Origin of the sequence: Actinomadura sp. NEAU-AAG7, assembly GCF_018603865.1 — a bacterium.
GTDB lineage: Bacteria > Actinomycetota > Actinomycetes > Streptosporangiales > Streptosporangiaceae > Spirillospora > Spirillospora litoris.
In genome coordinates this window covers 1690-14150 of sequence record NZ_JAHFZY010000015.1, presented here as the reverse complement: position 1 = coordinate 14150, position 12461 = coordinate 1690, and the positions used below count along the sequence as shown (strand labels likewise).

Below are 12461 nucleotides of genomic sequence, written 5' to 3'. Positions count from 1 at the left end.
GGGGTCTTCGACGAGGGAGGACGCCGGTCGCGTTTCGGAGTCCGCTCCCGATTCGCGCGATTCGTCCGCCTGGTCGAGTTGCCGTCACGCCTCCGCCCGTGGTTCCTTTTTCGGGGTTCTTCGTACATTGGCAGCCATCTCTCCTTGCACATCCGTGCCGCATACCAGTCGGTGATGTCTGTCGGGGGGCGGCAGATGGTCGGTATCGAGCGCCGTGAATCCGGATCGGCCGGAGCCGCGTCCGCCGACGGTGCGGCGCCGAGGAGGATGGCGCCGGCCACCGCCGTACAACCCAGCACTCCGCATGTGCCGCGGAGGACGCCGCCGATCACGTCGGCGGGACTGGGATCTGCCAGGAAACGGTTCATCTTCGCCCCGGGGATCGCGTTGGTCGCCGTCAGAATGCCGATCGTAGTCAATTCGGCTACGCAGCGTTGAACAATGGTGACAGTCGATCCAACGCGATCCTGAGGGATCACTCGCAGCCGACGCCGTCGCCGTCCCGGTCGAGATGACGTGCATAGCCCGGTTCGCCCTGATGTATGGGGGCTTTTCCGGCCGCCCGGACGGCAGCGCAGTTCCTGTAGTACACCGGGGCCGGCTCCGGAGGCTTGCGAACGGTTCGCTTGCGGGGACGCGGCGTCGGTTTACGAGACACCGCCGGGCGCTTCGTCCTTCTGGGCGATCGGGTGACGCTCGGCGTGGGAAGAGGCGTCGCACTCGTGCCGGTTTCGTCCGGCTCCGTCGAGGGCGTTGTGGGGCTTGGCGAGGTCGAGGATGTGGACGACGCGGTAGTGGAGTCACCGGAGTCCAGCGCCGCCAGACAGCCTCCAAGGAGGACGAGGCAGAGGATGAGACCGCATCCGCAACCGGCGAGGTTGCGCCCGACTTTCGACTTCTGGCCTCCCTGCGGAGGAGGGCCGGGGTGGTACATGCGCGTCTCCTGACATAAACGGTTTGGGGGTGAGACGCGCAATTTGGCGGCACGGGTTACGGTTCGTGAGCTTCGGGCGAGCTCAACGCCGAGGCCCTGGCTGAACGACTGGGGAAAGTGGGCCGCTCCGCCCGTTGTTCTCGCAGGTCCGCAGGGTTCTGTGCGCTCGGGTCGGCTGGTTGGCGCCGCCGAAGATTGACGGCGGTTTGGCCTGTGGTGGACAGGGGCCTGATTTTGGGTAGTGCCATCCTATTTGCGACTAGAATCGCCCCTTCGCGCCGCGGATGGAGCGATCTTCGCATTGCGTTCTCGCCTAGCGGCCTGTTCGGTGGCGGTTGAAGATCAGCCTTCTCCGCTCGCGAAGCAGTCCATCGGATTGCCTTGGATGGCTTTGTCGCCTACCTGTCGAAGTACCAATTCGGCGTGCTGCGAGTGGCCGTACCAGGAGACGACCGAAAGCTGACGCCTTCGGGGAGGCCCGCCGCGCGCTGCGTCGCGGCCTGCAACTCAGCGTTCTGGTCGTCGATGAATGCGGAGTCCACGCCGTGCGCGGCAGCGGCATTCGCCCTTGCCGCCAAGCCGCGCTGGCCCGGCGCAACGCAGCAGCACTGCCATCCGTGCGCGATGCGCACCTGCGCCCGGCCACCCGAGCCGCCGCGGAAGCCACCGGAGCGGTAGAGCAGGCCGCGGGAAACCGGGCGTGGTCGCGGCGGCCGTGGCACCGGTGACGGCACTGGCCACTACGCCTCGCTGGTGTCGGGGGATGGGCGGAGTGGGGCGGCTCCCACACGAGGGCGCTGAAGCCCGCGGCGGTCAGCCAGCCGGTGAGGGTAGCGATCGCGGCCACCGCGACGTCCCAGCCCTGGTGGTTGCCGGATGCAGGAGGTTGAGGAACTGGGCGCCAGCGGGCAGGAGCGCCACCACATACCGCCACCCCGCCCAGCTACGAGCCCCCAGCGCGGGCGGAGCGCCGTAGGGAGTGAGGGGCTGGCAGGGAGCCCGTCGACCCACTTCATGCGGCAGCCATCAAGGCTTAGCGGGCATCGTGCTGGCCTGCGAGCGGTTCGGTGAGGCGACCTAGGGAACCTCGACCGAGCTCGACGACCACCGCCTGGACGATGGCACCGCCGAAGGCCCGCTGCCCCCCGGAGCCATTGTCTTCACGGTCGGCCTGCTCCCAGGAGCGCCCGCACCCGCCAACTAGGCGCAGGCGGCGGAGGTTGCTCCGTCCTCAGTCGGCCTGCGGTCGAGGGGTGGTGGAGTCCGCGGACCGCGCCTGGCGGAACACGTTGTCAGCCGCCGCGGTCCGGAGCGGCTCCAGGACGGCGAGCTGCTCGTCCGCGCGCGCCTGCAGCTTTCGCAGATGCTCGGTGTCGAGTGCCGGTTCCTGTTCGGCGACGGCGAGCAGAGTCCGCCATCCGGCCCGCTTGCCGTGGACCGCGAGGGTCAGGGCTTCAAGCTCCACAACGTCGCTCAGCGGGGAGCGCTGGAGCAGGCCGCCGTTGAGTTTGAGCCGTCCAGCCTTCTCGGCGGTCCACACCGCCAGGCTCTTGTAGCCGCGGATCGGCAGCCCGAGCGCCTTGAGGATCGCCAGTAGGGCGCCCCGGTCCGCGGCGATGTCGTCGGCCAGCCGGCGGAGCCGGTCGGCGTCGTCCGAGCCGCGACGTCCCCGCGCGAGCCTGCGGGCCAGGCCCACACCGCCCGCCGCCGCTGCCAGATGGTCGTTCAGATAGATGCCCAGAAGCTGCCGAGAGCGGGTTTCTTCCATCCGTGGGCGATACCCGGAGGCAGCCGAGCAAACGGCACCACGGCAAACTCGTCGTGCGCCGACCCGCGGCCGCACCGGATCGCCGGACGATCAGGCGCCCTCGCGCGTCGCCCGCTGGTCGGAGTTCTCCCGCAGAGCCCGATGCCGGGCGGCGAGCGCGGCCATGGTCAGCTCCTTCATACGGCGGCATGCCCGCTTGTAGAACTTCAGTTGCATATACCGACCGAAGAACAAGAACCCGAAACGGACGATCGGATGGGGGGTGGACGCGGCTTGCGAGAACACGTGGATGTGGAATTCCACTTCCCCGGTGTCGAGCCACTTGCGCACCTCCTGGTCCATCTGGCCCCGTTCGAGGTGCCCCTCCAGGGTCTGGTAGTTCCAGCCCCACACTCGTACCTGCCGTCCGTCCCGCTCGATCGTCGCGTCGATGACATCGCCGACGCGTAGACCGAGGTAGAAACGCAGTCCGTAGAACCGGGCCTGGAGCAGCATGTCCCGGCCCGGCTCAGGCGGGCCTGAACGGCAGATCTCCCGGATGATGCCGGGATCGGCGTATTGGTAGTTCTGTACGAGGCGGCGGGCGATTTCCCAGCTTCCTTCGGGGATCGGGGGCCCTGGCGGCTCCGGGGGCAGCTGCTGCCGGTAGTCATCGAGGTGCCACCCCGGTTCCGGGGTCCTCATATCGTGTTCCCGAGGATCGAAGTTGAGGCGGCACCGGTGCAGGTCGGCGTGACGCCGGCTCATGCGCTGCCGGGCGCGCTCCTTTCGTGTCATGAGGATGGCCTTTCCGGCCGGTGATCGGCACTGGGGTGTGAATCGGAGTCACGGTGGGCGACGCGCTGGACGGCGGCGTAACTGGAGTCGCGCACCCGCTGGAACAGTCCCTCCGGATGCAGTTCCTGTATCGGATGGCGAGCGGGATTGAATCGCATCGGTTCGAGGTCGTCGCTGCGCGCCGGCCCCGAGAGCCATAGTTCGCCGAATGGCTCCCACGGCCCGAATTCGGTCGCCACCACCAGGTCCAGGAGCAGCGGCTGCTCCTCCACGGCCCGCGCGAGGGTCGCGAGATCGGCTGGGACGGTGCGCGTCCGACGGGCGACCGCGCCCAGCAGAACGCGACGGTCACCGACCCGGTACGCCAGTAGCGAGCCGTAGAACGCGGGACTCCATCTGGTCGTCGGCCGTAGCAGGTGGCGACCGAGCAGGGTGAGCCCGGTCGTAGCCAGCAGCAACTCGGCGGGGGCAGGGGCTTCGGCGTCGTCCTGCGGCTGGGGCCATCGCAGCGCCAGGCCCAACACATCCGGCAGCGAGGACGGCAGCCCCGCCGCGCGGGAAAGGCGGGCCCTCCCGTGGATCTCGGTGCGGTCGTCCAGGAATGGCACTCCCCGGTGCTGGGAGGTGCCGTGCAGGCAGAAACGGGCATCGAAGACCAGGCCCCTGGGGTGCAGGGGCCGGTTGCGCCAGCGCGCGGCCAAGGCGAAACTCCGTGCGAACGCGACGTCCACCGCGCGGGTGATCGACTGTCTTCCCGTCCTGGACTTGAACATGTCGGTTCGTTCTGTCTGGACCTCGACGTCACCGACCACCTGGCCTCCCGCGATCTCGGCGACCCGCATGCAGAAATGCGTCCACATATGTGACTGCATTTCCTTCGCGATGCCCACCTTCTCGTAGAGGAGGTCCGCCAGCCGGTCGCCGCTACGCGCCCAGGACTCGATGGTGAACACCAGGTCGCCCTCGCCGGTCTCCTCGACCCGGAACTCGATCTCACCGGCCTCCATATGGCCGCGCAGCGTGGCGAACCGGAACGACACCGGCGTCTGCTCCACCACCCTGACCGGGCAGTCCCAAGGCCCCGGCATATGGACCACGTACTCGTCTCCGACTTCCAACCGCTGGGGGGTTCCCGAGGTCTTGTCGAAGACGGCGATCTCCACCGGCGAGGCGGCGTTGAGGTCACTCCCCAGCCGTTGGACCAACTGGGCGGCGGTGATGGAACTGCCGGAGATCTGGACGAGGTAACGCCGCTGGTAGGTGAGTCCGACGCCCTGCCGCGCAGACTGCGTCCGTGCTCCGTCTCGATGCGGAATCCCCTCGGCCTCCGACAGTATCCCCGAGCGGAGTCGCCGCCGCCTCACCTGGCGAAAGCGCCGCAGCCAACGCCACACCGCGATGCCCATCCCCGCGGGCCAGCGCAACGCACGCACGCGCCGCCGCCAACGTACTCGCACGACTTCCCCCGATGCTCGCCGTGTGATCCCGTCACCTTCCGTCCGCGCGCTCCGCCATACCCTCGCCAACTAGCCCAAACCGGTCACGTCCCCGGGAGAAGGAGGGCGACCGCGGACCCACACTCACCCGGCCCGAAGCCAAGATCTTCGTCAGAGACGGCAACGGGCAGGCAGGCGTCACGTTCGTTCACGACGGTCGTCGGTCGATTCCGCAGCCAGCCCAGCACGGCCACCGTCTTCGGACGCGGAGCAGCTCCGGGTCGGGGGCCGCACAGCTTGATGTACCTGGACGTTCACGTTCAGGTCGGCACACCCTGCTGCCAGCCCTCGGTCACGTCGTGGGTGTACAGCCAGGAGGTGCCGCGTTCGTAGAAGAGTCTCGTCGCCACGGGCATGATGAGGTTGCGGGCTCGGCGGGTGATGGCTCCGGCGGTCTTGGCGTCGCGGTTGGTGCTGGCTGATTTCACCATCTTGGCGATGCGTGCCCGCCGCTTCCGCTCGTAGACGGCCAGGGCGGCGGGGACGTCGGTCTCCTGGAGCGCTCGGGCCAGGACGATGGCGTCCTCGATCGCCATGGACGCGCCCTGTCCGGCGCCGACCGGGTGGCCGGCGTCGCCGGCGAGCACGGCTCGGTCGGTGCGCCAGACCGGGACCTCGTCGAGTACGTGCATCAGGGTGGGGCGGTGCCATCGCGTGGCCGCCGCGAGAACGGCGGCGGGCATCCGCTCACGGCGGTAGAGCCGTTTGATCACGTCCAGGTCGATCGAGGCGGGGTCCGGCTGTCGTGGAGAGGCGGGCTGCGCCGCCCACCAGACCGCGCCGTCCGGCGCGGCGAGGTAGATGAAGGCACCGTTGCGGCCGAAGACCATGTTGAACGCGCCGGGCTCCACGCCGACGCCGTGGGAGACCCCGGATGCCGAGTAGAGCCCCGCGTACCGGGGCTCCGGCGCCGTGGGGTCGAGGATCCGCCGGGTCGCCGACCAGATCCCGTCCGCCCCCACCAGCAGGTCCGCCTCGGCGGTGAGGCCGCTGTCGAACTCCGCCCGAACCGCTGTGCCTTCGGTGACCGCGTCCACCAGGCGTTGCCCGGTCACGAGGTGCGCACCCGCCTGGACGGCCCGCTCGCGCAGCGCCTCCACCAGCCGTCCGCGCATCAGCGTGACGCTCATGAGGGGGTCGTCGGCCAACCGTCCGCGCGGCGTGTCGCCCAGCAGCCTGCCCGTTTCGGCCCACAGCCGCTGGCGGGGCACGGCGAAACCCGCTCGCCGCACCGCCTCCAGGCAGCCGAGCGCGTCCAGGCCCCGCAGTCCGTTGGACGCCAGGCTCAGGAACGAACCCACCTCTCCCGCCGGGTCGGCATACGCCTCGTACACCGTCACCTCGGCCCCGATACGCCGCAGCGCGAGGGCGCCGGCCGCTCCGGCGACCCCGCCACCGATCACGATGACTCGCAAAGCCCCTCCTGAATCAACGTTCACCGAACTTGTGTTCGGCGAATGGTGGTTCAGTCTTCTGGGATACTGCGACTGCTGTCAACCCGAACCTGGAAGGTGCCCCGTGAGCGGCATACGGAAGGCGAAGGCGGCCGAGACCCGGGCCGCCCTCAAGGAGGCCGCGCGGCGGCTGTTCATGGAGCGCGGCTACCTGAACACCAAGATCACCGACATCACGGCCGCGGCCGGCCGCGCCACCGGCTCGTTCTACGACCATTTCGCCGACAAGGAGGAGCTGCTCCAGGCCCTCATGGCCGACCTTGAGGAGCAGGCGGACGCGGAGGTCGCGGCCTCAGCACACCCCCGCGACCACGACCTGTCCGACAGAGCCCAACTGCGGTGGCACCTGGCGGTCGCCTGGCGCGCCTACCGGGAGCACCTCCCGGTGATCGCCGCCCGGCTCCAGGCGCTCATGGCCGAGGGCCCCTCGTCCGGACGCGCCTGGACGACTCTGGTCGCCGAGACCGACGTCTTCCGCGACCACCTCGAATGGCTCCGCGATGAGGGCCACCCGCTCCCCGGCGACCCCGCGCTGGTGGCCGCCGCCATCGGCGCGATGCTCTCGATGTTCGGCTACTCCGTCCTCACCGCCGGCGCCGACGGCCCTGACGCCACCGACGAGGAGATCATCGAAACCCTGACCGACCTGCTCCTCCACGGCCTCGCAGGCCCGACGGACCCCGGCGCCTGAAACTCCCAGGCGTCCGCGCTGCTCCTTGCCCCTGGACCCTTGTCAGGCGTCCAGGCCGGCCGTCATGCCTGGTGCCCGCAAGGAGGTAGATCACGTCTGCGCTGGAGATCCTCGCCCCACATCAGCCCGCACCGCAGCCCGTCGTGGCCCCTTGGCCGGCCCTCTCCGTCGCGGCCTCCCGATCTCGGTAGCCCTTGTGGTGATCGCTTGCCCTCGGGGCGAGCAGAGCGGGTCCCTGGAAACCTTGACCGATCGGCGGCGCTTCGCCTGCCCAGAGCTTGGAGGCAGGTCACGAACGGCAGGGGGCTGTCGCGCGGACGAGCGCGATCGCCCGGAGCGACCGCTGTGCGGCTTCCCGGCGAGCCCAGTGCGGGACGCTGATCGAGAGACCGCGGACGACCCGCCAACGCCCCCTCCAGCCTGCGCCGTGCGATTCGTGAGCACAGCGGGATTGACCGGCGGCCACCCCGAGCGGGCGAATCACTCCTCGACCGGCACGAGCGTGACCGGGATGCCGTTGAAGACCGCGTTGCCGGACATCGCGTCGAGCACGGCGTTGTCGGTCAGCGCGTTCGCGTTGGCTCCGGCGTGCTGTGAGGCGACCCGCTGCGCCGACCCGGCGTGGCCCCAGCCGTGCGGCAGGCTCACGACCCCCGGCATGATCGCCTCGGTGGGCTCGACCGGCACCACGACCTCGCCGACCGCCGAACGGACCAGGACGGTGCCGCGCAGGTCGAGCCGGGCGACATCGGCCGGGTTGACGTGCAGCGTGCACTGGTTGCTGCCGCCCACCAGGGACGGGACGTTGTGCAGCCAGCTGTTGTTGGAGCGCAGCTGCCGCCGCCCGATGAGCAGGGTGTCGGCCGGTGCCTCCGACAGCTTGCGCCGCAGCCGTCCGACCTCGTCCGCGAGTTCGGCGGGCGCGAGCCGGACCCGGCCGTCGTCGGTGCAGACGATCTCCGGCAGCCGTGGTTCGAGGGCACCGAGGTCGATGCCGTGCGGGTTGGCCCGCAGGTCGGACAGCGTGAGGCCGTAGGGGCCGAGCCTGAGCAGGGCGTCCAGCATCAGCTCCGGCCCGCTGTCGCCCTCCAGCGCGGCGCGCGCCGTGGCGACGTCCTGGCCTTCGAACGGCGACCCGGGGATCTGGACGCCCGCGCCCAGCAGTTCCCCGAGGATCATTTCGTCGAGCTCGCGGGGATCGGCGTGCGCGCCCTTGCCCGAGGCGATGAGGATCAGCCTGGCCATGATCTCGGCCTCGGAGAGCTGTCCGGGCTCCAGCGGCAGGACCGGCGGGGAGAACCGCGTGTAGTTGCGCACCGTGACCATCAGCAGGAGCAGGTCGTAGTGCGGCATCTGGAGCATGCGCGGGGGCGGCAGGATGACGTCGGCCAGCCGGGTCGTCTCGTTGAGGTAGGGGTCCACGCAGACCATGAACTCCAGGTCGCGCATCGCCCGGCCCAGCCGCGGCCCGTTCGGCGCCGACAGGACCAGGTTCCCCGCGACCGTCACCAGCGCCTTGACCTGCCCCTCCCCGGGCGTCTCGATCTCGTCGGCGAGCGTGCCGACCGGCAGCTCGCCGAGCACCTCCGGCAGGCCGCGCACCCGGCTGTGCCAGCGTCCCGAGGTGAAGGGCTTGGGCCCCCAAGGGACCCCCATGGTGGCGGGCCGGGTGAACATCACGCCGCCGGGCCGGTCCATGTTGCCGGTCAGCACGTTGATGACGTCGACCAGCCATTGGGTCACGGTGCCGAAGTCCGCGGTGCAGGTGCCGACCCTGGTGTAGACGGCGGCGGTCTCGGCGGCGGCCAGGTCCCGGGCCAGCCGGACGATCGTCTCGGCGGGCACCCCGCAGAGCGGCGCCACTGCCTCCGGCCCGAACGGCGCCGCCAACTCCCGCAGCTCCTCCAGGCCCGACACGGGAACCCTGACCTTGCTCAGGTTCTCGGCCAGGAGTGTGTGGACGATGCCGAACAGCAGGCTCGCGTCGGTGCCCGGCCGGACGAACAGGTGCTCGTCGGCGAGTCCGGCGGTGCGGGTGCGCCGCGGGTCGACCACCACCAGCCTGCCTCCGCGCTTGCGCAGAGCGCGCAGGCGGCCCGGGAAGTCGGGCGCCGCGCACAGCGACCCGTGCGACTCGACCGGGTTCGCGCCGATCACGAGCAGGAAGTCGGTGCGGTCCAGGTCGGGCACCGAGATCGCCAGCGAGTTGCCGAACATCAGGCCGACCGCGACGTGCTTGGGTATCTGGTCGATCGTGCTGGCGCTGTAGAGGTTGGTGGTGCCGAGCGCCTCGGCCAGCGGGCCGCGGTAGAAGATCCCGCCCATGGTGTGGAACGTGGGGTTGCCGAAATAGGCGGCCACCGCCTCACGGCCGTGCGCCTCGATGACGCCGGTCAGGCCGCGTTCGACGGCCTGGAACGCCTCCTCCCAGCTCGCTTCGCGCCAGTGCTCCCCCTCGCGGATCATGGGCGCCCTGAGCCGGTCGGGGTCCTCGTCCAACCGCCCGAGGCTGGCGCCCTTGGGGCACACGTAGCCACCGGAGAAGGGATCGTCGGCGTCCCCCTTGACCGACAGCACGTGTCCGCCGTCGTCCAGGGTCAGGCGCAGACCGCAGACGGCGTCGCAGATCGGGCACGTTCGGAGGGCGGTTCTCATCGGCACTCCCGAAGGTCGAGGGATAGGGCACGCCGAGCGCTCGCAGGCGCGCGCCATGCGTCCAGCCTCCAGAGGCGCCGCGCGTGCGGCATCCTCCGGAATGCGCTGCCGGATCTCCCTCCGGACATGCGGACGGCAGCCTGCGCGGGGCGACCGACCGTCCGGGACGACCGCGTCAGGGGCCGCAAAAAGCGAATGAAGAAATCCGAAGGGAAGAGGGCGGCACAACCTTGCCGAGGTCGTCTATATGAAGTCGAAATGCCGGCACTCTGGATACTCCGCGCGGCCGGGAAGGACTTGCTGCGTACGACACGTCCTAAACGGCACCCGAGGTGATTGGCGGTTGGTGACCCCCGACACAGCCAGCTCGTGTCCAGCGTGGAACTCTCGCCGGGCAAGGGGGTATCAGATCGTGTGCGCGGTCGGCCATGCGACGGCGGTCTTCACCTATCGCTGCGGAAGCCGGTGACCGGCTGGTTCGTCGATCCGCCGCGACGGCAGGGACGTGCACTCATCGGCCCGACTGATGGCCGGCCGACGTTCCGGCCCGGACCCACGTCCTGGACGGGGCCTCAGGTCCGCGCGATTGGCGTGACCTGGTGGGTGTTTTACCGTTCGGGTGACCTTTCGCCTGGTGAGGACGGGTAGGGGAGGTGTGCCGGAGCACAGGACACGCCAGGCGCTCCCGGCTCCACCGCCCCCTCCGGGATTCGCCCCGGCGCTCGTCCTGGCGAGGACGGCCGTGGCGGCGCCGAGTCACACCGAGAAACACCGCTGGGCGACACCGCCGCGTGTTCTGCGCTTCCGGTCCCTACCGGAACCGACAGGAGAGAAGGCCGCATCATGGCCACGCAACTCACTGATTTCGACCGCGAGCTCGCCGAGTTGGAGCGGGCGCTGGAGTCCGGGCAGGCCACCCAGGTGGTGTCCGGGGAATCGAAGGTGACCTTCGACCCCCGGTGGTGGGGGTTCCACCTGCTGCTGAACCGCCACGCCGTCAAAAAGCTCCTCGACAACAGCGAGGAGTTCGTCAAGGACGCCAAGAAGGCCGCCGGGAAGAACAAGAAGGCCGCCAACCTGATCGAGCTCTACATTCTGATCCGGAAGGTGTGGGTCCAGGCGATCGACAAGGGAACCGGGATCCGGGATCCGGTTCACCTCCCCTTGGCTGGTGCCGGGCGCGCTGGTGCCCACCGTCTGGTACGACGGGGAAGGGGACCCGCCGCCCAAGCCGCCCGACCCCGGCGACACCGCGCTGCGGTGGACGGTGTGGGAACCCGGCCAGAGCGGGTGGAGCGAGGACCGCGTCATCCCCGGCCACAAAAGCCTGCTGGCCCCGGCGTTGGCCACCGACCGCAACGGCTCCTTCTACTGCGTACACCGCGGCGACAAAGGCGATGAGAAGCTCTACCTGACCGTCTACCACGACGGCAAATGGACTCTGGACAGCCAACTCCCCGCCGACTGCACCACCAGCTATCCGCCCGCGGTCACCTGGCACCCCACGCTCGGGGTGATCGTGGTGTTCGTCAAGGCCGGCAAGCAGTGCTGGACCGCCCGCTCCGGGCACGGCACCGGCGGCAACTGGAGTACTCCCAAGGAGATCCCCGACTTGTGCCGGGGCATCCCGGCGGTGGCCGTGGCCGGCAACCGGCTGGTGTGCGTCTCGGTCAACGACTACAGCGACCTGTGCTCCCCGTACTGGAGCGAGGCGGACCTGGCCAAAGGCCACAACCTCACCTGGAGCAAACCCCAGAGGATCCCGTCCCAGGTCTCCTGTGGCAGCGGGGTGTCCATGGCCGTGGACGCCTCCAACCTCATCACCCTCGCCGACGCCAGCGCCGGAGGCCACTGCATCACCGGATTCCACCTGGCACCCGGCAAGACCACCTGGGGGTGGGCCTGCACGGGCAACAACAACGCCACCCACTCCACCGACCACACCCCGGCGATCGGCTACGTCTCCACCGACAACAACACCGGCCACGAGCTGCTCCTTGTGTACCGCAGTGACGACAGCAGCAAAAAGGACAAACTGATGTGGGCCACCACCTACGCCCCAGGCGGTCTGAAGCACCGCCAGAAATTCCCCGCAGGCACCGAAATGCCCGGCCACGACAGCGCCACCGCCCCCGCCGTGGTCTACGGCAGCTACACCGGCGAGGACGGCAAGACCAAAGCCCAGGCCATGTGCGTCCACCGCGGCAAGTCAGCCTGACTACCCGCTACCAGCGACACGAGCGCATTCGGGTGCAGTACCTCTGCGCGCTTTTGCTGGGCTGGGATGCGGAAAATCGCGCACCGGCAAACCTTAGGCCCGTCGTCCTGCCGCTCCGCGCAGGTGACGCACGGGTTCGGAACAGGGACCGACCGCCGCGTCCTCCCCGTAAAGGAACCGCACCCATCTTGCTTTGGAGTTCAGCCCGGACCCCTCGGTTCCTGCACCGAATCTTCTATGCAGGCCGGTCGGTCGCTAGACCGATAGGCGTTCGCGTTCTTTCCGGGCTCGTCGTGTGGGTGTGCCGCAGTTGCTGCGCGGCGCAAGGCCACATTGACATAACGCGCCTGCAAGGGGATTCGACGGCCCGTTCGGTGGCGTCTGCTGGCCTTCGTGGTGGGCGCCTTCCCAGGCGCCCACCACAGGGGCGCGAACCTACGAGAACGAGTGCGGGCGATAGAGGAGCAG

Annotated in this window: 9 protein-coding genes; 2 read left to right on the top strand and 7 right to left on the bottom strand. The window is 69.5% G+C overall.

Annotated elements, in window-relative coordinates:
- Positions 1-475 precede the first annotated feature (475 nt).
- From KLI87_RS39325 to KLI87_RS39305, 5 genes are all read right to left on the bottom strand, one after another.
- The gene (locus KLI87_RS39325; protein ID WP_214621059.1) at positions 476-934 is read right to left on the bottom strand and encodes an excalibur calcium-binding domain-containing protein; all 459 of its coding nucleotides are present in this window, start codon (positions 932-934) and stop codon (positions 476-478) included.
- Positions 935-2165: 1231 nt separating this feature from the next.
- Positions 2166-2702, bottom strand: coding sequence for a hypothetical protein (locus KLI87_RS39320; protein ID WP_214621058.1), 537 nt, complete (start codon positions 2700-2702; stop codon positions 2166-2168).
- A gap of 90 nt (positions 2703-2792) precedes the next feature.
- Entirely contained in the window at positions 2793-3479 is a 687-nt protein-coding gene (locus KLI87_RS39315) for a DUF1990 family protein (protein WP_214621057.1), read from the bottom strand.
- Positions 3476-4912: a DUF1990 family protein gene (locus KLI87_RS39310; protein WP_214621056.1), complete on the bottom strand. Its 1437-nt coding sequence runs from the start codon at positions 4910-4912 to the stop codon at positions 3476-3478. The genes KLI87_RS39315 and KLI87_RS39310 overlap by 4 nt, the downstream gene beginning before the upstream one ends.
- A gap of 323 nt (positions 4913-5235) precedes the next feature.
- On the bottom strand, positions 5236-6390 hold the full coding sequence (locus KLI87_RS39305) for an NAD(P)/FAD-dependent oxidoreductase (protein WP_214621055.1): 1155 nt from the start codon (positions 6388-6390) through the stop codon (positions 5236-5238).
- Between the two features lie 103 nt (positions 6391-6493).
- Between KLI87_RS39305 and KLI87_RS39300 the strand changes: the two genes are divergently transcribed.
- Positions 6494-7120 carry a TetR/AcrR family transcriptional regulator gene (locus tag KLI87_RS39300; RefSeq protein WP_308166569.1) on the top strand — a complete coding sequence of 209 codons (627 nt, stop codon included), beginning with the start codon at positions 6494-6496 and terminating at the stop codon, positions 7118-7120.
- A gap of 480 nt (positions 7121-7600) precedes the next feature.
- Here the strand turns inward: KLI87_RS39300 and KLI87_RS39295 are convergent, their stop codons facing one another.
- Both KLI87_RS39295 and KLI87_RS39290 read right to left on the bottom strand, forming a co-directional pair.
- The gene (locus tag KLI87_RS39295; protein ID WP_214621054.1) at positions 7601-9775 is read right to left on the bottom strand and encodes a molybdopterin-dependent oxidoreductase; all 2175 of its coding nucleotides are present in this window, start codon (positions 9773-9775) and stop codon (positions 7601-7603) included.
- Positions 9776-10531: 756 nt separating this feature from the next.
- On the bottom strand, positions 10532-10933 hold the full coding sequence (locus KLI87_RS39290) for a hypothetical protein (protein WP_214621053.1): 402 nt from the start codon (positions 10931-10933) through the stop codon (positions 10532-10534).
- A 13-nt stretch (positions 10934-10946) separates the two neighbouring features.
- Here KLI87_RS39290 and KLI87_RS39285 point away from each other — a divergent pair, with 13 nt between their 5' ends.
- Positions 10947-11993 carry a hypothetical protein gene (locus KLI87_RS39285; RefSeq protein ID WP_214621052.1) on the top strand — a complete coding sequence of 349 codons (1047 nt, stop codon included), beginning with the start codon at positions 10947-10949 and terminating at the stop codon, positions 11991-11993.
- Positions 11994-12461 lie beyond the last annotated feature (468 nt).